Raw genomic sequence first — 18,780 nt, 5'->3', positions numbered from 1 at the left:
GCGGAACACAAGCCCTCTTGGTCGATTAGGGCTTCCTTACTCCTTTACCTGGCATTACGATCCATTTACCGACGCTTGAGAGTCACCGGCTTCTCACCGACCGTGATACCGGCCTGCCGACTCACATCTCTCCCGCCACAGCACACCCGTGACCCACGGCCGCGCCCCAGTGCGCGCCGCGCCGCTCCGGAGGAGACGGGACCATGCGCAAGCCACCATTCCTCGACCAGAACCAAGACCGGAACCGGGGCCGCGAGCGGAACCGGAACCGGAACCGGAGCCCCGACCGGCCGGCCTGGCGCCGGGATCTCTCCGCTTCGATCGTCGTCTTCCTGCTCGCCATTCCGCTCTCCCTCGGCGTCGCCCTCGCCACCGGCGCACCGCTCCAGGCCGGGCTGGTCGCCGCGGCCGTCGGCGGCATCGTCGCCGGGCTACTGGGCGGCGCACCGCTCCAGGTCAGCGGCGCCGCCACCAGCCTGCTGGTGGTCACCGCCGATCTGGTGCAGCGCTACGGCTGGCGGGCGACCTGCTGCATCACCGTGCTGGCCGGGGTCGCCCAACTCCTGCTCGGTCTGCTGCGGGTGGCCCGCGCCGCGCTGGCCGTCAGCCCGGCCATCGTGCACGGGATGCTCGCGGGCATCGGCGTCGCCATCGCCGTCGGACAGTTGCACGTGGTGCTCGGCGGCAGCCCCGACAGCTCGGCGCTGGACAATCTCGCCGCGCTGCCCGCCCAGCTCGCCGACGCGCACCCGGCCGCGCTGCTGATCGGCGCGCTCACCGTCGCGCTGCTCGTCGCCTGGCCGCTGCTGCCGGGCCGCTACGGGCGGGGGCTGCGTACGATCCCGTCCGCGCTCGTCGCCGTGGTGGCCGCCACCCTCGTGAGCGCGGGGTTGTCGCTGCCGCGCGTCGAACTGCCGTCCTGGAACCTGCGGGTGCTGCCCGAGGTGCCGCAGGGGCCGGTGGTGGGGCTGGTCGCCGCCGTCCTCACCGTCACTCTGGTGGCGAGCATGGAGTCGCTGCTGTCCGCCGTCGCGGTTGACCGGCTGCGTGCCGCACAACCTGCCGCAGTGCCCGCAGTGCCCGCAGTGCCCGCAGTGCCCGCCGTGCCCGCCGTGCCCGCCGCGGTGCCCGGCAGTCGGGTCGGACCGGCCCGGCTGGACCGTGAACTGGCAGCTCAAGGTCTTGCCAACGTCGTGTCCGGGCTGCTGGGCGGGCTGGCCGTGACCGGCGGGGCGATCCGCGGCTCGGCCAATGTGAAGGCCGGCGCCGCGACCCGCAACGCCACGGTGCTGCACGGCGTCTGGGTGCTGCTCTGCGCGGGCCTGCTGGCCGGGGTGCTGGAGCTGATCCCGCTGGCCGCGCTCGCCGCCCTGGTGATGGTGGTCGGCGTGAAGATGGTCAGCTTCGCGCACATCCGGCACGTCCAGCGGCACCGGGAGTTCCCGGTGTACGCGGCGACGATCGGCGGCGTCGTGGTGTTCGGTGTGCTCCAGGGCGTGGTGGCCGGCATCGGCGTCGCCGCCTTCACCTCGCTGCGGCGGCTCACCCACACCCGGGTCACCGTGACCGAGGAGGCCGACTGCCACCGGGTGCGCGTCAGCGGGCAGTTGACCTTCCTCGCGGTGCCCCAGCTGACCCGGACCCTCGCGCAGGTGCCGACCGGCGCGGGCGTCGTGATCGAGCTGCGCGGCTCCTTCATGGACCACGCCGCGTACGACGCCCTCCAGTCCTGGTCGCAGGCGCACCGTACGCACGGCGGCTGGGTCAGCCTCGGCGGCCGGTCCGGGCGGCCGATCACGGAGCCGGCCAGCGCGCACGCCTGCCGCCCCTGGACGCCCTGGCGCAACCACCACTGCACCCGCCCCGGCGCGAGAACCGCCGCCGAACCGGCCGGCAGCCAACTGCTCGGCGGCGTGAGCGCCTTCCAGCGCAACACCGCGCCGCTGGTGCGCGAGGAGCTGGCCCGGCTCGCCCGCGAGGGGCAGCGCCCCACCCAGCTGTTCCTGACCTGCGCGGACTCCCGCCTGGTGACGAGCATGATCACATCGAGCGGCCCCGGCGATCTGTTCACCGTGCGCAACGTCGGCAACCTCATGCCGCCCCCGGGATCCGACGCCGCGTGCGATTCGGTGGGCGCGGCCATCGAGTACGCGGTCGAGGTCCTCGGCGTCGGCAGCATCACCGTGTGCGGGCACTCCGGCTGCGGCGCGATGCAAGCGCTGCTGGGCTCCTCCCATGAGCCCGGCGCGCAGACCCCGCTCGCGCGCTGGCTGCGGCACGGCCGCCCCAGCCTGGCCCGGATGTCGCGGATCGGCCGCCTGGGGCGCGGCGAAGTCGCCCTCGCCAACCGGCCCGTCGCCGACGACGTGGAGCGGCTGAGCCTGGTCAACATCATGCAGCAGCTCGATCATCTGATGGCTCACGGCTGTGTGGCCCGCCGGGTCGCGGAGGGCTCGTTGCAGCTGCAGGGGATGTACTTCCACGTCGCCGAGGCGCAGGCGTACGTCCTCGATCCCACCTCGGGGACCTTCTCCGCGGTCCGCCCCGAACCCCATGTGAGGCATGATCGAGTAGAGGTCTAAACCAATATTTTCCAACAGCCCTTGTCAGGGTGTGCCGCGGGCTGATGAGCTATGGCCCGGGACACAAAGGACACCCTGGGAAGGGACATGTCGTGAGCAACGAAAGCCTGGCCAACCTGCTGCGTGAGGAGCGGCGGTTCGCGCCGCCCGCCGATCTGGCCGCCAACGCCAATGTCACCTCGGAGGCGTACGAACAGGCCGCAGCGGACCGGTTGGGCTTCTGGGCCGAGCAGGCCCGGCGGCTGAGCTGGTCCACCGAGCCGACCGAGACCCTCGACTGGACGAACCCGCCGTTCGCGAAGTGGTTCGCGGACGGCAAGCTCAACGTCGCCTACAACTGCGTCGACCGGCACGTCGAGGCGGGCAACGGCGACCGGGTCGCCATCCACTTCGAGGGCGAGCCCGGCGACACCCGCTCCATCACCTACGCCCAGTTGCAGGACGAGGTCTCCAAGGCCGCCAACGCGCTGATCGAACTCGGCGTGCGGACCGGCGACCGGGTCGCGATCTACCTGCCGATGATCCCGGAGGCCGTCATCTCGATGCTGGCCTGCGCCCGCATCGGAGCCCCGCACTCACTGGTCTTCGGCGGCTTCTCCGCCGACGCCCTGGCGACCCGTATCAACGACGCCGACGCCCGCGTCATCATCACCGCCGACGGCGGCTACCGGCGCGGCAAGCCCTCCGCGCTCAAGCCCGCCGTGGACGAGGCGCTGACCCGCCCCGGCACCGAGAACGTCCGCAGCGTCCTGGTGGTCCGCCGCACCGGCCAGTCGCTCGAAGAGGCCGGCGGCGTCTGGACCGAGGGCCGCGACGTCTGGTGGCACGACGTGGTCGACCGCCAGTCGGAGCAGCACACCCCCGAGGCGTTCGACGCCGAGCACCCGCTCTTCATCCTCTACACCTCCGGTACGACAGGTAAGCCCAAGGGCATCCTGCACACCACCGGCGGCTACCTCACCCAGGTGGCGTACACCCACAGCGCCGTCTTCGACCTCAAGCCGGAGACCGACGTCTTCTGGTGCACGGCGGACGTCGGCTGGGTCACCGGCCACTCGTACATCGTCTACGGGCCGCTCGCCAACGGCGCCACCGAAGTGCTCTACGAGGGCACCCCGGACACCCCGCACCAGGGCCGCTGGTGGGAGCTGGTGCAGAAGTACGGCGTCACGATCTTCTACACCGCCCCGACCGCGATCCGCGCCTGCATGAAGTGGGGCGACGACATCCCGGCCAAGTTCGACCTGTCGTCGCTGCGCATCCTGGGCTCGGTCGGCGAGCCGATCAACCCCGAGGCCTGGATCTGGTACCGCAAGCACATCGGCGCCGACGCCACCCCGGTCGTCGACACCTGGTGGCAGACCGAGACCGGCGGCATCATGATCAGCCCGCTGCCCGGGGTCACCGCGACCAAGCCCGGCTCCGCGCAGATCGCCGTCCCCGGCATCTGCGCGACCGTCATCGACGACGAGGCCAAGGACGTCCCGAACGGCGGGGGCGGCTACCTCGTCCTCACCGAACCATGGCCGGCCATGCTCCGTACGATCTGGGGCGACGACCAGCGCTACCGCGACACCTACTGGTCCCGGTTCGAGGGCAAGTACTTCGCGGGCGACGGTGCCAAGAAGGACGACGACGGCGACATCTGGCTGCTCGGCCGGGTCGACGACGTCATGCTCGTCTCCGGCCACAACATCTCGACCACCGAGGTCGAGTCGGCCCTCGTCTCGCACCCGAAGGTCGCCGAAGCAGCGGTCGTCGGCGCGGCCGACCCGCAGACCACTCAGTCGATCGTCGCCTTCGTCATCCTGCGCGGCACCGCCAACGCCGAGGACGAGGGACTCGTCGCGGAGCTGCGGGCCCATGTCGCCAAGGCGCTCGGCCCGATCGCCAAGCCCAAGCGGATCATGACGGTGGCCGAGCTGCCGAAGACCCGCTCCGGCAAGATCATGCGCCGGCTGCTGCGCGACGTCGCCGAGAACCGCGAGCTGGGCGATGTCACCACGCTCACCGACTCCTCGGTGATGGACCTCATCCAGACCAAGCTGCCCAGCGCCTCCACCGAGGACTGAGCACACCGGGCAGCCGTGAGACACCGCGGCACAGCGGCACACGCAGCCGCCGTACGGGGCGTCCGGCACCGCGCCGGGCGCCCCGCCCGACCGTAAAGTGAAGATCGCCGGATAGCCCTCGCGCGCCCCCCGGGTAGAGTGACTGCCGCGTCAACAACGCGACAAGAACGAATGGTGCGCCGGGAAGTCTGGTCGGCAACTGCCACAGCTGTGTTTCGGCTGCGGCTCCGCTGCCGAACCCGACCGGAGGTCATCCCCTTGTCCGCACCCACCAGCCGCAAGTTCCTCGGACGTCAAGGACTGCCCGAACGAACCTTCATCGCGGACGCGCTGCGCACCGAGACGGTCGGCGGTGTCCTGCTGCTGGTCGCGGCCATCCTCGCGCTCGTCCTCGCGAACACCCCGCTCGACGGCTTCTACCGGGACGTCAAGGACTTCAGCTTCGGCCCCGAGTCGCTGCACCTGAACCTCTCGGTGGCGTCCTGGGCCAAGGACGGCCTGCTGACCATCTTCTTCTTCGTCGCCGGCATCGAGCTCAAGCGCGAACTCGTCGCGGGCGAGCTGCGCGACCCCAAGGCGGCGGCCCTGCCGGTGGTCGCGGCGCTTTGCGGCATGATCGTCCCCGCCCTCGTCTACGTCGCCGTCAACGCCTCCGCCGGGGGCGACATGAGCGGCTGGGCGGTCCCGACCGCCACCGACATCGCCTTCGCGCTCGCCGTCCTCGCGGTCATCGGCACCTCACTGCCGTCCGCGCTGCGCGCCTTCCTGCTCACCCTCGCGGTCGTCGACGACCTCTTCGCGATCCTGATCATCGCGGTCTTCTTCACCAAGGACATCGACTTCGTCGCCCTCGGGCTGTCCGTACTCGGCCTGGTCGTCTTCTGGGTCCTGCACCGCAAGGGCGTCCGCGGCTGGTACATCTACCTCCCGCTCGCCCTCGTCATCTGGGCGCTGATGCACGCCAGCGGCGTGCACGCCACGGTCGCGGGCGTCGCGATGGGCCTGCTGCTGCGCTGCACGCTCCGGGACGGCGAGGAGCACTCGCCCGCCGAGCACATCGAGCACCTCGTACGGCCCGTGTCGGCCGGCCTCGCCGTCCCGCTGTTCGCGCTGTTCGCCGCCGGGGTCTCCATCTCCGGCCAGGCCGTCGCCGACGTGTTCACCCGGCCGGAGACGCTGGGCGTGGTCGCTGGCCTGGTCCTCGGCAAGACCTTCGGCATCTTCGGCGGCTCCTGGCTCGCCGTCCGGTTCACCAAGGCCCAGCTCAACGACGACCTCGCGTGGAGCGATGTGTTCGCCGTCGCCTCGCTCGCCGGGATCGGCTTCACCGTCTCGCTGCTCATCGGCGAACTGGCCTTCGCCGATGACCCGGCGCTGGCCGACGAGGTGAAGGCGGCGGTGCTGATCGGCTCGCTGCTCGCCGCGGCGCTGGCCTGCGTGCTGCTCAAGCTGCGCAACGACAAGTACCGGAAGCTGTGCGAGGAGGAGGAGCGGGACGAGGACCAGGACGGCATCCCGGACGTCTACGAGGCGGACGATCCGGCCTACCACCTCCGGATGGCCGACATCCTCGATGCGCGGGCGGCCGAACACCGTCGGCTGGCCGAAGTGGCCGACGGGAGCAGCGCGAAGCACGATGGTCCGGCATGATCTGAGGCGGTAGCGGAAACCCACGGGTAATGACCGCCGAATGACGACCGGCGTACGACGGCCCCCGGCCGACGAGCACCGCATGACCGAACATGACCGTGCATGACCGTGCATGACCGCTGATGAGTAGAGGGAGAACGCGATGAGCGCAGCCGACGACGGCGCGAACCGCAGCCTCGGGCAGCTGGTGGCCTCGGCCACGACCGAGCTGTCCGCGCTGGTGCACGACGAGATCGCACTGGCCAAGGCCGAACTGCGGCAGGACGCCAAGCGCGTCGGCATCGGTGGCAGCGCCATCGGCGCGGCCGGGGTGCTGGCCCTGTTCGCGCTCCCGGTGCTGAGTTTCGCCGCGGCCTACGGCATCCACCATCTGGGCCTCGGGCTCGCCTGGTCTTTCCTGATCGTCGGCGGGGCCTACTTGCTGCTCGCGGCCCTGCTCGGGCTGTTCGCCGTCGCCAAGTTCAAGAAGGTCAAGCCGCCGGAGAAGACCATCGCTTCGGCCAAACAGACCGCGTCCGTACTGGGGAGCGTCAAGCCGCATCCGCGCGTGACGGCCGACGGGAGCCCACTGGCCGTGGATGTGACACGCTCGTCCGTATGACGCTTTCCGACACCTCGGCGGTGCCCGCGCCATCCACTCCGTCCCGGACCCCCTCGTCGGTCGTACGCCCCGACGGGCCCTGGACGCACCGGGAGGTCGCGGCGAACGGCGCGCGCTTCCACATCGCCGAGATGGGCGAGGGACCGCTGGTGCTGCTGCTGCACGGCTTCCCGCAGTTCTGGTGGTCATGGCGGCACCAGCTGTCCGCGCTCGCCGACGCCGGCTTCCGCGCGGTGGCGATGGATCTGCGCGGCGTCGGCGGCAGCGACCGTACGCCCCGCGGCTACGACCCGGGCAATCTGGCGCTCGATGTCACCGGCGTGATCCGCTCGCTCGGCGAACCGGACGCGGCGCTGGTGGGGCACGACCTGGGCGGATACCTCGCCTGGACGGCGGCCGTGATGCGGCCGAAGCTGGTCCGGCGGCTCGTGGTGTCCTCGATGCCGCACCCGCGGCGCTGGCGCTCCGCCATGCTCGGCGACTTCCGGCAGAGCACGGCCGGTTCGTACATCTGGGGCTTCCAGCGGCCGTGGCTGCCGGAGCGGCAGCTGCTCGCGGACGACGCCTCGATGGTCGGCCGGCTGGTCCGCGAGTGGTCCGGGCCGCGGCTGCCCGAGGACGACGCCGTGGAGGTCTACCGGCAGGCGATGATGATCCCGTCGACGGCGCACTGCTCGATCGAGCCGTACCGCTGGATGGTGCGCTCGATGGCGCGGCCGGACGGCATCCAGTTCAACCGCCGGATGCGGCGGCCGGTGCGGGTGCCGACCTTGCATCTGCACGGGTCGCTCGATCCGGTGATGCGTACGCGCAGCGCGGCGGGCTCCGGGGAGTACGTGGAGGCCCCGTACCGCTGGCGGCTGTTCGACGGGCTCGGGCACTTCCCGCACGAGGAGGACCCGATCGCCTTCTCCACGGAGCTCATCAACTGGCTCAAGGACCCCGAACCCGACCGGTAGTCGGGCACCGGTACTCGGACGCCGGTAGTCGGACACTGGTCATCAAGCACCGTTAAACGGACACCGATGGCCGGAATCGAGCCGGAATCGGACGGGTGCCGAACGGGACCAGAACAAGCGTCCATCGAACAGCCAATTGCCGGGCGCATAGGCCAATTGACGGACCCACAGGTGATTACCGACCTTGGACCACGGGCACAGTGCGGGGTATGGGTTGGACGCACGACTACCGTGATGTGTCACACAACCGGCGCGCGGCCGCCGCGCTCGGAATCCGGGAGAGGGGCGCGCCGGATCACTCTTCGAGCGATCCGAGCAGCAGAACCCAACCCCTGGGCATTCCACATATCCTGCGCCGCCGCGCGCGCTGGGTGAGCGCGCGCCTGCGGCATCCGCGCAACTGATCCCGGGCGACGGCTGCCGCGCGACTGGCGACCGCTCCCGCGCGGCTGATCCCGCGGCTGATCTCCCACGCGCCTGAATTCCCACGCGACTGAATTCTCGTGGTGCCCGCCGCGACCGAGCGGCATCCGGCGCGCCATCACATCCGGCGCGCCGACGCCGCTCGTCACTCCGTCACATCGCGATCACATAGCGCAGCCTTGACTGTCCACCGTCCGGGAGGCCGTACGCCCCTTGACGATGTCCTCGCGGATCTCGTCGGCGGTGAGGGCGTAGCCGGTGTTCGCGTCGTCCAGGGACTTGGCGAACACCACGCCGTACACCCGGCCGTCCGGAGTGAGCAGCGGGCCGCCCGAGTTGCCCTGCCGGACCGTGGCGAAGAGCGAGTACACATCACGCCGGACGGTGTCACGGTGGTAGATGTCGGGGCCGTTCGCGGAGATCCGGCCGCGCACCCGCGCCGGGCGGACGTCGAAGGCGCCGTTCTCCGGGTAGCCGGCGACGATCGCGCCGTCGCCGCTCCTGGCGTCGCCCCCGGTGAACTTCAGCGAGGGCGCGTCCAGCGAGGGCACGCTGAGCACCGCGATGTCGCGCTCCCAGTCGTAGAGCACGATCTTGGCGTCGTAGAGCTTGCCCTCGCCGCCGATCTGCACGGTCGGCTCGTCGACCCCGCCGACGACATGCGCGTTGGTCATCACGCGGTTCCTGCCGAAGACGAAGCCGGTGCCCTCCAGGACCTTGTTGCAGCTCTGCGCGGTGCCGACCACCTTGACGATGCTCTGCTTGGCGCGGCCCGCGACCGGGCTGCTGGCCAGCTTCGGGTCGGGGGCCGGCACAGAGGTGATGGGCTCGTTCGAGAACGGCGCGAAGACCTGCGGGAAGCCGTTCTGCGCGAGCACCGCGCTGAAGTCAGCGAACCAGGTATTGGTCTCGTCCGGGATCACCCGCGAGACGCCGAGCAGCACCTTGGAGTTGCGGACCTCCTTGCCGAGCGTCGGCAGCGAGGTGCCGGCCAGGGCGGAGCCGATCAGCCAGGCGACGAGCAGCATCGCCAGCACATTGACCAGCGCGCCACCGGTCGCGTCCAGCGCGCGGGCCGGTGACCAGGTGATGAAGCGGCGCAGCTTATTGCCCAGATGCGTGGTGATCGCCTGGCCGACCGAGGCAAAGATGATCACTACGACCACCGCGGCGACCGCGCCGAAGGAGCCCGGCGACGAGTCCTCCGAGACCTCGTTCCAGACCAGGGGCAGCAGATAGATCGCGATGAGGCCGCCGCCGATGAACCCGATCACCGACAGGATGCCGACGACGAAGCCTTGGCGGTAGCCCACCACCGCGAACCACACGGCGGCGAGCAGCAGCAGGATATCCAGCACGTTCACCGAAGTTTGCCTCGCATAGACGTCACCGGCCCGGATGCCCGGTGGGGTCACCGGATGCCCGGTGGGTGGTCAGAGGTCCGCGGCGCCGACCGCCGATGTCACGATCCCCCGAGGGGCCCCCGGGAGATGAAGCACCGCCATACCGTCTCATGCACGCCAGTCGAGTGGCACCTGTCTGCTGCTGTCCCAGGGCCGCTCCCAGCCCGAGTAATGCAGAATGCGGTCGATCACCCCGGCGGTGAACCCCCAGACCAGCGCGCCTCCGACGGCGAACGCCGGTCCGCGGTGGCCGCTCGGGTGCCGGGTCGTCACACGGTTGGCGGGGTCCGTGAGATCCGCCACCGGAACGGTGAAGACCCGCGCGGTCTCGGCCGCGTCGACCGGGGCCACCGGGCTCGGTCTGCGCCACCAGCCGAGGACGGGTGTCACGACGAATTCGCTGACCGGGATGTAGAGCCGGGGCAGCACGCCGAACAGCTGCACCCCCGCCGGGTCGAGGCCGGTCTCCTCCTCGGCCTCGCGCAGCGCGGCGCGCAGCGGGCCGTCCCGCTCCGGGTCGCCGTCCTGCGGGTCGAGTGAACCGCCGGGGAAGGAGGGCTGCCCCGCGTGCGAGCGCAGGCTGCTCGACCGCTCCATGAGCAGCAGCTCGGGCCCGCGCTCCCCCTCGCCGAACAGGATCAGGACAGCGGACTTCCGGCCTCCCACCGCGGGCGGCAGGAACCGGCTGAGCTGCTGCGGCTCGATCGTGTGGGACGCCCGCGCCACGGCGGTGAGCCAGTCGGGCAGGCCCTGCTCGCTGAGCGTGATCTCACCGCCGAAGGTGTCTTTCGCACTCGTCATACGCATCCTCCACGGTGACGCGCCGGACCGGTCCCGCCGCCCGTACGCGGGCCGCGGACGGGCCGGGCGCTCACTCGGCTCCCAGCGGCGGCGCGGGCTCGCCCGGGTAGCCCGGCGGCGGCTTGAGGCGCTGGCCCGGCAGGCCGCCCATCTCGTACTTGAGCAGCTTCTTCGCCTTCTCCGGGTCGGTCTCGCCCTCACCGTACGAGGGGCAGAGCGGCGCGATCGGGCAGGCGCCGCACGCGGGCTTGCGGGAGTGGCAGACACGGCGGCCGTGGAAGACGACGCGGTGCGAGAGCATCGTCCACTCGCCCTTCGGGAAGATCTCGCTGATCTCCGCCTCGACCTTCACCGGGTCCTCCTGGTCGGTCCAGCCGAAGCGCCGCACCAGCCGCCCGAAGTGCGTGTCGACGGTGATGCCCGGTACGCCGAAGGCGTTGCCCAGGACCACGTTCGCCGTCTTGCGGCCGACGCCGGGCAGCGTCACCAGATCCTCCAGCCGGCCCGGCACCTCGCCGCCGAACCTGTCACGCAGCGCGGCGGACAGGCCGAGCAGCGACCTGGCCTTGGCCCGGAAGAACCCGGTGGGCCGGATCAGCTGCTCCAGCGCCTCAGGGTCGGCCGCCGCCATGTCCTCGGGGGTGGGGTAGGCAGCGAAGAGCGCCGGGGTCGTCTGGTTCACCCGCAGGTCGGTGGTCTGCGCGGAGAGGACCGTGGCCACCAGCAGCTCGAAGGAGTTCTCGAAGTCGAGCTCGGGGTGGGCGTACGGGTAGACCTCGGCGAGCTCGCGGTTGATGCGGCGGGCACGGCGGATCATGCCGAGCCGCGACTCGCCCTTGGCCGGCTTCGGCCGGCCTTCGGCGGCGTCCGACACGCGCTTGGCCGTCTTCGGCTCGGCCTTGGCGGTCTTCGGCGCGGCTTTGGTCGCCTTCACCGCGGCTTTGGTCGCCTTCGGCTCGCCCGGAGCCGGCTTCTGCGCGGCCTCGGCGGGCTTTCGTATGGATCGGGGCTTTTTCGGCGTTTCCACTGCTTTTGCGGCCTTCAAAGTGTTGGCGGGCGACTGTTCGCCCACAGCGGAATTACGGACCCCGGTCACCCGCCCGGCCCCCTTGCCCTGTGCTCTCACCGGCGTATTGGACACTCGGCCAGCGTAAGGCCAGGCACCGACATTCACCCGGGCCACGGCCAATACACACCCCAATCCGCCCCCTGCCGTACGCGCCGCGACAGTCGTCCGGCATCCTTGTGATCGATCGCACTGTTTTACGTCCGGCATGATGGGGACAACGGTCACCCTGAGCATGTCGACAAGGAGAGAACTCGTGGACGACGTTCTGCGGCGCGCCCCGCTCTTTGCGGCGCTCGATGACGAGCAGGCCGCTGAGCTGCGCGCCTCCATGGGAGAGGCGACCCTCGCACGAGGCGATGCCCTTTTCCACGAAGGTGACCCCGGCGACCGGCTCTATGTGGTCACCGAGGGCAAGGTGAAGCTTCACCGGACGTCCCAGGACGGCCGCGAGAACATGCTCGCCGTCCTCGGCCCCGGTGAGCTGATCGGCGAGCTGTCGCTGTTCGACCCGGGCCCGCGCACCGCCACCGCCACCGCGCTGACCGAGGTCAAGCTGCTCGGCCTCGGCCACGGCGACCTGCAGCCCTGGCTCAACGCCCGGCCGGAGGTGGCCACCGCCCTGTTGCGCGCCGTCGCCCGACGGCTGCGGCGCACCAACGACTCGATGTCGGACCTGGTCTTCTCCGACGTGCCCGGCCGCGTGGCCAAGGCGCTCCTCGACCTGTCGCGCCGCTTCGGCGTGCAGTCGGAGGAGGGCATCCACGTCGTCCATGACCTGACCCAGGAAGAGCTGGCCCAGCTCGTCGGCGCCTCCCGCGAAACGGTCAACAAGGCCCTCGCGGACTTCGCCGGCCGCGGCTGGCTGCGGCTCGAAGCCCGCGCGGTGATCCTGCTGGACGTCGAGCGGCTGGCGAAGCGGTCGCGCTGACGCGTATCGCCTGACGGCCGTTCGGATATCGCCGGACGGCACAGTCCGGTCCTGCCCTGACGGCCGTCCGATGCTGTCTGGCGGCTGTCCGACGCACCTGCGCGGGGCGTACGAGGCCTGCGGGGCGGTACGAGCCCCAGGGGCGGCCCCTGCTTGTACGGGCCCGCCTGCGCGGCCCGTACGGCTCGCATCGCCCGTACAGCTCACACCATCCGTACGGCTCACATCCCGCGCCGGAGAAGCGAAACACGCACGAACTGCCGGAGGGGCGCTCCACCACGACGGTGGAGCGCCCCTCCGCTCGTACGCGCTGCCCCGCGCCGGGCGCTCGGACCGCACCGCACGCCCCCGCCCACGCTCTGCACCCCCGCGTGCACGCCGCGTGCACGCCGTCGGACCGGCCCAGGCGGACCGCCCAGGCCGCGCCCTCAGATCAGCCCATGCTCGCCCAGATAGTCGAGCTGGGCCCGCACCGACAGCTCGGCGGCCGGCCACAGCGAGCGGTCGACGTCGGCGTAGACGTGGGCGACCACCTCGGAGGGGTCGCGGTAGCCCGCCTCCACCGCTGTCTCGACCTGCGCCAGGCGGTTCGCCCGGTGCGCGAGGTAGAACTCGACGGCGCCCTGAGCGTCGTTCAGCACCGGCCCGTGGCCCGGCAGGATCGTGGTGACGCCGTCGTCGACGGTCATCGAGCGCAACAGCCGCAGCGAGTCGAGGTACTCCCCGAGCCGCCCGTCCGGATGCGCGACGAGGGTCGTGCCGCGTCCGATGACCGTGTCGCCGGTGAGCACGGCGGCGTCGGCCCGGAGGTGGAAGGAGAGCGAGTCGGAGGTGTGCCCGGGGGTCGGTACGACGGCGAGTTCGAGCCCGCCCGTGGTGATGACGTCCCCCGCGCCCAGGCCCTCGTCGCCGAGGCGCAGCGCCGGGTCCAGGGCGCGTACGTGGGTACGGGTCAGTTCGGCGAAGCGGCCCGCGCCCTCCGCGTGGTCCGGGTGGCCGTGGGTGAGCAGCGTCAGCCCGATCCGCTTGCCCGCTCGCGCCGCGGTGTCGATGACCGCGCGCAGGTGGCCCTCGTCCAGCGGGCCGGGGTCGATGACGACCGCCAGGTCCGAGTCCGGCTCGGCGATGATCCAGGTGTTGGTGCCGTCCAGAGTCATCGCGGAGGCGTTCGGCGCCAGGACGCAGACCGCCCGGTCCGTCGCCGGGCCGGCGATGTCCCCGCCGCGGGGCTGTCCGGGCAGGGAGGCTGCGTAGGTCATGCGGAGGCTCCGCCCGTAGAAGGTTCGGTCGTGGAAGCGTCAGTCTTCGTGACGGTCTCGGTTGTGGAGGTCTCGGTCGCGGAGGTCTCAGTCGTGGACGCCGTGCCGCCGGGAGCAGCCGGCCCCGGGGGGCTCGCGCCGGTGCCGGTCGCGCCCCCGCCCGCGCCGGTCACGCCCCCGCCGGCCCCGCCCGTAGAAGTGATCCGCTTCGTGAACTCATCGTGCCCCGGCCAGCTCAGCACGATCTCGCCGTCGGAGTCGGACAGCTCCGCGCGGGCCAGTACCGGCGTGAGATCCCGGCCCGCCGAAGCGGCCAGCGTCTCGGCCGCGCTGCCGTAGGGCAGCAGCTGGCGCAGCGTGGAGATCGTCGGCGGCATCATCAGCAGCTCGCCCCGGTCGTAGCCGGCCGCCGCGTCCTCGGGCCGGACCCAGACCGTACGGTCCGCCTCCGTCGAGGCGTTGCGGGTGCGCTGGCCCTTCGGCAGCGCGGCCACGAAGAACCAGGTGTCGTAGCGGCGCGGCTCGAACTCGGGCGTGATCCAGCGCGCCCAGCCGCCCAGCAGGTCGGAGCGGAGCACCAGGCCGCGGCGGGTCAGGAAGTCGGCGAAGGACAGCTCGCGGGCGACCAGCGCCGCGCGGTCGGCTTCCCAGGTGTCGTCCGTCGTGTCGTCGACGACGGTGTCCCCCCTCGCCCCGGCCAGCAGCACGCCCGCCTCCTCGAAGGTCTCGCGTACCGCCGCGCAGACGATGGCCTGGGCCGCGGTCGCGTCGGTGCCCAGGCGTGCGGCCCACACCTCGCGCGCCGGTCCCGCCCAGGCGACCTCGCGCTCGTCCCGCGGGTCCACGCCGCCGCCCGGATACGCGTACGCGCCCCCGGCGAAAGCCATGGAGGCGCGTCTGCGGAGCATGTGGACGGCCGTCCCGGAGGACGTGTCCTTGAGCAGCATCACGGTCGCGGCCCTGCGCGGCGCCACCGGCGTGAGTTCGCCGCTCGCGAGCGCCCTGATCCGGTCCGGCCATTCCGGCGGGTACCACTGGCCATTGGTAGTGGACATGGCCGGATGCTATGCGCTGCCAGGAGGATGTTCGAGTGGCACTCCGCGGCGGCGGCCGGCCCGTCAGGCCGGTCCGCTCCGTCAGGCCGCTGCGGACCGGCTCAGTCCTCGACCTCGACCAGGAACTCGATCTCGACGGGTGCGTCCAGCGGAAGCACCGCGACACCGACCGCGCTGCGCGCGTGGATGCCCTTGTCGCCCAGCACCTCGCCGAGCAGCTCGCTCGCGCCGTTGACGACGGTCGGCTGCCCGGTGAAGTCCGTCGCCGAGGCGACGAAGCCGACGACCTTGACGACGCGCACGATCCGGTCCAGGTCACCGACCACGGACTTCACGGCGGCCAGGGCGTTGAGCGCGCAGGTGCGCGCCAGCTCCTTGGCCTCCTCCGGCGTCACCTCGGCGCCGACCTTGCCGGTCACCGGCAGCTTGCCCTCGACCAGCGGCAGCTGCCCCGCGGTGTAGACGTACGCGCCGGAGCGCACCGCCGGGACGTACGAGGCGAGCGGCGCCGCGACGGCCGGGAGCTTCATCCCCAGCGAGGCGAGCTTCTGCTCGATCGCACTCATGCCTGCTTCTCCCGCTTGAGGTAGGCCACCAACTGCTCGGGGTTGTTCGGACCCGGCACGACCTGGACGAGGTCCCAGCCGTCCTCGCCCCAGGTGTCCAGGATCTGCTTCGTCGCGTGTACGAGCAGCGGCACGGTCGCGTATTCCCACTTCGTCATGTGGCGACTGTAATGCCTCTCTCCCCCCGCCTCGTGCGTAGCCCGGACCGCTACTGGTTAGGCTCCTGATGTGAGCAGGCTCCATGTCGTCAGCGGTAAGGGCGGTACCGGGAAGACCACGGTCGCCGCCGCACTCGCGCTCGCCCTCGCGGCAGAGGGCAAGCGCACTCTCCTGGTGGAGGTCGAGGGGCGGCAAGGGCTCGCCCAGCTTTTCGAGACCGAGGCGCTTCCCTATGAGGAGCGCAAAATCGCGGTCGCGCCGGGTGGCGGCGAGGTGCACGCGCTCGCCATCGACGCCGAGCGCGCCCTCCTGGACTACCTCCAGATGTTCTACAAACTGGGCGGCGCGGGCCGAGCGTTGAAGAAGCTCGGCGCGATCGACTTCGCGACCACCATCGCGCCGGGCCTACGGGACGTCCTGCTGACCGGCAAGGCGTGCGAGGCGGTCCGCCGCAAGGGCAAGGACGGCCGCCGGATCTACGACTCGGTGGTCATGGACGCGCCCCCCACCGGCCGGATCACCCGCTTCCTGAACGTCAACGACGAGGTCGCCGGGCTGGCCCGGATCGGGCCGATACACAACCAGGCACAGGCCGTGATGCGCGTCCTGAAGTCGCCCGAGACCTCGGTCCACCTGGTGACGCTGCTGGAGGAGATGCCGGTCCAGGAGACGGTGGACGGGGTGGCGGAGCTGCGCGCGGCCGGCCTGCCGGTGGGCAGCGTCGTCGTCAATATGACGCGCCCGCCGGTGCTGGACGAGAAGGCCGTCGCGGTCGCGGGCGCCGACCGAGCGCGCATAGCCAAGGCACTGTCGCAGGCCGGGCTGGGCGGCGCGCGGCGCGGCGGGCTCGCCGAGCGGCTGGTCGACCCGCTGCTCGACGAGGCCCGAGAGCATGCCGAGCGCGTCACGCTGGAACGCGAACAGCGGGCGGAGCTGGCGGAGCTCGGGCTGCCGACGCACGAGCTCGAACTGCTCACCGAGGGAATCGACCTGGCCGGTCTCTACCGGCTGGCTGTGGATCTGCGCAAGCAGTGGCAGGAGGCTGTATGACCCTCGACGAGGCGCCCAGGCTGGACGCCGACCGGCTGCTCGACGACCCGCAGACCCGGATCATCGTGTGCTGCGGCTCGGGCGGAGTGGGCAAGACGACGACCGCGGCGGCGCTGGGGGTACGGGCGGCCGAGCGCGGCCGCAAGGTCGTCGTGCTCACCATCGACCCGGCCCGCAGGCTGGCCCAGTCGATGGGGATCGCCTCGCTCGACAACGTCCCGCGCCGGGTCGGTGGCGTGGGCGCGGAGGCGGGCGGCGAACTGCACGCCATGATGCTCGACATGAAGCGGACCTTCGACGAGATCGTCGAGGCGCACGCGGACGGCGACCGCGCCCGCTCGATCCTGGAGAACCCCTTCTACCAGTCGCTCTCGGCCGGTTTCGCGGGCACCCAGGAGTACATGGCGATGGAGAAGCTCGGCCAGCTCAGGTCGAGCGACGAGTGGGACCTGATCGTCGTCGACACCCCGCCGAGCCGCTCCGCACTGGACTTCCTGGACGCCCCGCAGCGGCTGGGCTCGTTCCTGGACGGCAAGTTCATCCGGCTGCTGATGGCTCCCGCGAAGGTGGGCGGCCGGGCCGGCATGAAGTTCCTCAATGTCGGCATGTCGATGATGACGGGCACTCTCAGCAAGGTGATGGGCGGCCAACTGCTGCGCGACGTGCAGACCTTCGTGGCGGCGATGGACACGATGTTCGGCGGCTTCAGGACCCGGGCCGACGCCACGTTCCGGCTGTTGCAGGCGCCTGGAACCGCGTTCCTGGTGGTGGCCGCCCCCGAGCGGGACGCGCTGCGCGAGGCCGCGTACTTCGTCGAGCGGCTGGCCGCCGAGCGGATGCCGCTGGCCGGGCTCGTCCTCAACCGGGTGCACAGCAGCGGGGCCCCTCAGCTCAGCGCGGAGCGGGCGCTGGCCGCCGCGGAGGCGCTGACGGACGGCACCTCGGCGGACACCGCGTCCGGCACCACGTCCGGCCCGCCGCGGACCGCGTCCGCGAGCACGCCGGAAACCACCGGGGGAACCGCACCGACAGAAGATCTTGCCGGAGGTCGCATTGTCGATCTCGATAGCGGGGAGACTGATCCTCGTACAACCGTAACGGCTGGTACGGACAAGACCGTTGGGGCTGACAAGCGAACTGGTGCGGCCGAGAGCGCTGGCACCACCGACACGGCTGATGTCGCCGGCGGCGCCGACACCTCGGCGGGCCTGGCCGCGGGGCTGCTCCTGCTGCACGCGGAGCGCATGCAGGTGCTGGCCCGCGAACGGCGCACGCGCGACCGCTTCGCCGCGCTGCACCCGGAGGTGCCCGTCGCGGAGGTCGCCGCGTTGCCCGGTGACGTGCACGACCTGACGGGACTGCGAACGATAGGCGAACGGCTCGCAGGCCGGTCGGGCGACGGCGACACTGACCGGTCGACGGACCGGTCGGGCGACGGGACAGGCCGAAGCGTTACGGCAGGCCGGGGCGACCCGGTGGCCGAAAGCGACTCGCTGGGCGCGTGAGCCCCGTACGGGACGCGTCAGCCCGTACGGCGAGCTGATCCGTACGGGAGCAGCTCTGCGGCCCGTACGCGATGCGGCTCGCGCCGCGCCAACCAGTGAGCCAGGAGCGGCTCGTGAGCCTGAGTCAGCGCTCCGCGCGTCAGTCGGCTGAACACTCGGCGGTCCGGCCGCCGTGAGGTGCTACCCGACTGCCGCATAGGTCTCGTAGTCGACTTCATCGAGGTCGTCCGGCAGCAGTCCCGCCCCGCGCTCGTATTCATGGCGCGCGGTCTCCAGGAGACGACGCCATGACGTCACGGTCGGCCGGCGGCGCAACAGCGCCCTCCGCTCCCGCTCGGTCATCCCACCCCACACGCCGAACTCGACGCGATTGTCGAGGGCATCCGCAAGGCATTCGGTCCGCACCGGGCAACCGGTGCAGACCGCCTTGGCCCTGTTCTGCGCTGCCCCTTGAACGAACAGTTCATCCGGATCGGTAGTGCGGCAGGCTGCCTGCGCACTCCAGTCGGTTACCCAGCTCATGCTGGCGCCGTCCTCTCCCGAATCGAGGCTCCCCCACGGCGGCAGCGGCATATTCACCGTTGCCAGTTGAGGACGTTACGGAAGGTAGGCAGGGCGCAACACCCCCTTCGGGCCCAATCTTGAATGGCCCGAACGGACTATGCGTACGCGGCAGATCACCCACCGGAGTGAGCGAG

At 71.3% G+C, this 18,780-nt stretch carries 16 protein-coding genes and 1 pseudogene; 9 read left to right on the top strand and 8 right to left on the bottom strand.

The genetic code is table 11. The annotated features are described in order from the left end of the window. Window positions 1–203 precede the first annotated feature (203 nt). The 6 genes from QMK28_RS01310 to QMK28_RS01285 all read left to right on the top strand — a co-directional run bounded on the left by QMK28_RS01310 (window position 204) and on the right by QMK28_RS01285 (window position 8,268). Entirely contained in the window at window positions 204–2,582 is a 2,379-nt protein-coding gene (locus QMK28_RS01310; RefSeq protein WP_326435055.1) for a bifunctional SulP family inorganic anion transporter/carbonic anhydrase, read from the top strand. Between the two features lie 92 nt (window positions 2,583–2,674). Continuing rightward, the gene (acs, locus tag QMK28_RS01305; RefSeq protein ID WP_326435054.1) at window positions 2,675–4,654 is read left to right on the top strand and encodes an acetate--CoA ligase; all 1,980 of its coding nucleotides are present in this window, start codon (window positions 2,675–2,677) and stop codon (window positions 4,652–4,654) included. A gap of 258 nt (window positions 4,655–4,912) precedes the next feature. Continuing rightward, window positions 4,913–6,304 (top strand): Na+/H+ antiporter NhaA, encoded by a 1,392-nt coding sequence (nhaA, locus tag QMK28_RS01300; RefSeq protein WP_326435052.1) that lies wholly within the window; start codon window positions 4,913–4,915, stop codon window positions 6,302–6,304. Between the two features lie 142 nt (window positions 6,305–6,446). Further along, window positions 6,447–6,905: a phage holin family protein gene (locus tag QMK28_RS01295; protein WP_326435051.1), complete on the top strand. Its 459-nt coding sequence runs from the start codon at window positions 6,447–6,449 to the stop codon at window positions 6,903–6,905. Continuing rightward, window positions 6,902–7,864: an alpha/beta fold hydrolase gene (locus QMK28_RS01290; RefSeq protein ID WP_326435050.1), complete on the top strand. Its 963-nt coding sequence runs from the start codon at window positions 6,902–6,904 to the stop codon at window positions 7,862–7,864. The genes QMK28_RS01295 and QMK28_RS01290 overlap by 4 nt, the downstream gene beginning before the upstream one ends. Window positions 7,865–8,073: 209 nt before the next feature. Continuing rightward, window positions 8,074–8,268, top strand: a complete 195-nt coding sequence (locus QMK28_RS01285) for a hypothetical protein (RefSeq protein WP_326435049.1) — start codon at window positions 8,074–8,076, stop codon at window positions 8,266–8,268. Window positions 8,269–8,451: 183 nt separating this feature from the next. Here the strand turns inward: QMK28_RS01285 and QMK28_RS01280 are convergent, their stop codons facing one another. The 3 genes from QMK28_RS01280 to nth all read right to left on the bottom strand — a co-directional run bounded on the left by QMK28_RS01280 (window position 8,452) and on the right by nth (window position 11,518). Then, window positions 8,452–9,651 (bottom strand): MarP family serine protease, encoded by a 1,200-nt coding sequence (locus QMK28_RS01280; RefSeq protein WP_326435048.1) that lies wholly within the window; start codon window positions 9,649–9,651, stop codon window positions 8,452–8,454. Between the two features lie 147 nt (window positions 9,652–9,798). Then, a complete protein-coding gene (locus tag QMK28_RS01275; RefSeq protein WP_326435047.1) occupies window positions 9,799–10,491 on the bottom strand; it encodes an NUDIX hydrolase in 693 nt (230 codons plus the stop codon). A 70-nt stretch (window positions 10,492–10,561) separates the two neighbouring features. Continuing rightward, window positions 10,562–11,518 carry an endonuclease III gene (nth, locus tag QMK28_RS01270; RefSeq protein WP_443050484.1) on the bottom strand — a complete coding sequence of 319 codons (957 nt, stop codon included), beginning with the start codon at window positions 11,516–11,518 and terminating at the stop codon, window positions 10,562–10,564. A gap of 295 nt (window positions 11,519–11,813) precedes the next feature. Between nth and QMK28_RS01265 the strand changes: the two genes are divergently transcribed. Further along, window positions 11,814–12,488 (top strand): Crp/Fnr family transcriptional regulator, encoded by a 675-nt coding sequence (locus tag QMK28_RS01265; RefSeq protein WP_326435045.1) that lies wholly within the window; start codon window positions 11,814–11,816, stop codon window positions 12,486–12,488. 428 nt (window positions 12,489–12,916) lie between these two features. Here the strand turns inward: QMK28_RS01265 and QMK28_RS01260 are convergent, their stop codons facing one another. From QMK28_RS01260 to QMK28_RS01245, 4 genes are all read right to left on the bottom strand, one after another. Continuing rightward, complete coding sequence (locus QMK28_RS01260; RefSeq protein ID WP_326435044.1) at window positions 12,917–13,747, bottom strand: MBL fold metallo-hydrolase; 831 nt, start codon at window positions 13,745–13,747, stop codon at window positions 12,917–12,919. Next, window positions 13,744–14,802, bottom strand: coding sequence for an NUDIX hydrolase (locus QMK28_RS01255; RefSeq protein WP_326435042.1), 1,059 nt, complete (start codon window positions 14,800–14,802; stop codon window positions 13,744–13,746). Before QMK28_RS01255 ends, QMK28_RS01260 begins: the two co-directional genes overlap by 4 nt. Window positions 14,803–14,903: 101 nt before the next feature. Next, window positions 14,904–15,368: a RidA family protein gene (locus tag QMK28_RS01250; RefSeq protein WP_326435041.1), complete on the bottom strand. Its 465-nt coding sequence runs from the start codon at window positions 15,366–15,368 to the stop codon at window positions 14,904–14,906. Further along, window positions 15,365–15,526 (bottom strand): hypothetical protein, encoded by a 162-nt coding sequence (locus tag QMK28_RS01245; protein ID WP_326435040.1) that lies wholly within the window; start codon window positions 15,524–15,526, stop codon window positions 15,365–15,367. Before QMK28_RS01245 ends, QMK28_RS01250 begins: the two co-directional genes overlap by 4 nt. 70 nt (window positions 15,527–15,596) lie before the next feature. Between QMK28_RS01245 and QMK28_RS01240 the strand changes: the two genes are divergently transcribed. Continuing rightward, window positions 15,597–16,577: an ArsA family ATPase gene (locus QMK28_RS01240; protein ID WP_326435039.1), complete on the top strand. Its 981-nt coding sequence runs from the start codon at window positions 15,597–15,599 to the stop codon at window positions 16,575–16,577. After that, window positions 16,574–17,962: pseudogene (locus QMK28_RS01235) on the top strand (ArsA family ATPase); the annotation flags it as partial. The gene QMK28_RS01240 and the pseudogene QMK28_RS01235, both read left to right, overlap by 4 nt. A 300-nt stretch (window positions 17,963–18,262) precedes the next feature. On the opposite strand, the gene QMK28_RS01230 reads toward QMK28_RS01235, so the two are convergent. Then, entirely contained in the window at window positions 18,263–18,604 is a 342-nt protein-coding gene (locus QMK28_RS01230; protein ID WP_326435127.1) for a WhiB family transcriptional regulator, read from the bottom strand. Window positions 18,605–18,780: the final 176 nt, after the last annotated feature.

Origin of the sequence: Streptomyces sp. H27-D2 (genome assembly GCF_035828615.1) — a bacterium.
Lineage (GTDB): Bacteria > Actinomycetota > Actinomycetes > Streptomycetales > Streptomycetaceae > Streptomyces.
The sequence above is the reverse complement of the archived record's forward strand: the minus strand, read 5'-3'. Positions and strand labels throughout refer to the sequence as shown.

Excerpts from the sequence above, each read along its gene's own strand:
- QMK28_RS01310 (WP_326435055.1), top strand. The coding sequence starts at position 204 with ATGCGCAAGCCACCATTCCTCGACCAGAACCAAGACCGGAACCGGGGC.
- QMK28_RS01295 (WP_326435051.1), top strand. The coding sequence starts at position 6,447 with ATGAGCGCAGCCGACGACGGCGCGAACCGCAGCCTCGGGCAGCTGGTG.
- QMK28_RS01290 (WP_326435050.1), top strand. The coding sequence starts at position 6,902 with ATGACGCTTTCCGACACCTCGGCGGTGCCCGCGCCATCCACTCCGTCC.
- QMK28_RS01285 (WP_326435049.1), top strand. The coding sequence starts at position 8,074 with ATGGGTTGGACGCACGACTACCGTGATGTGTCACACAACCGGCGCGCG.
- QMK28_RS01275 (WP_326435047.1), bottom strand. The coding sequence starts at position 10,491 with ATGACGAGTGCGAAAGACACCTTCGGCGGTGAGATCACGCTCAGCGAG.
- QMK28_RS01260 (WP_326435044.1), bottom strand. The coding sequence starts at position 13,747 with ATGACCTACGCAGCCTCCCTGCCCGGACAGCCCCGCGGCGGGGACATC.
- QMK28_RS01255 (WP_326435042.1), bottom strand. The coding sequence starts at position 14,802 with ATGTCCACTACCAATGGCCAGTGGTACCCGCCGGAATGGCCGGACCGG.
- QMK28_RS01250 (WP_326435041.1), bottom strand. The coding sequence starts at position 15,368 with ATGAGTGCGATCGAGCAGAAGCTCGCCTCGCTGGGGATGAAGCTCCCG.
- QMK28_RS01245 (WP_326435040.1), bottom strand. The coding sequence starts at position 15,526 with ATGACGAAGTGGGAATACGCGACCGTGCCGCTGCTCGTACACGCGACG.
- QMK28_RS01230 (WP_326435127.1), bottom strand. The coding sequence starts at position 18,604 with ATGAGCTGGGTAACCGACTGGAGTGCGCAGGCAGCCTGCCGCACTACC.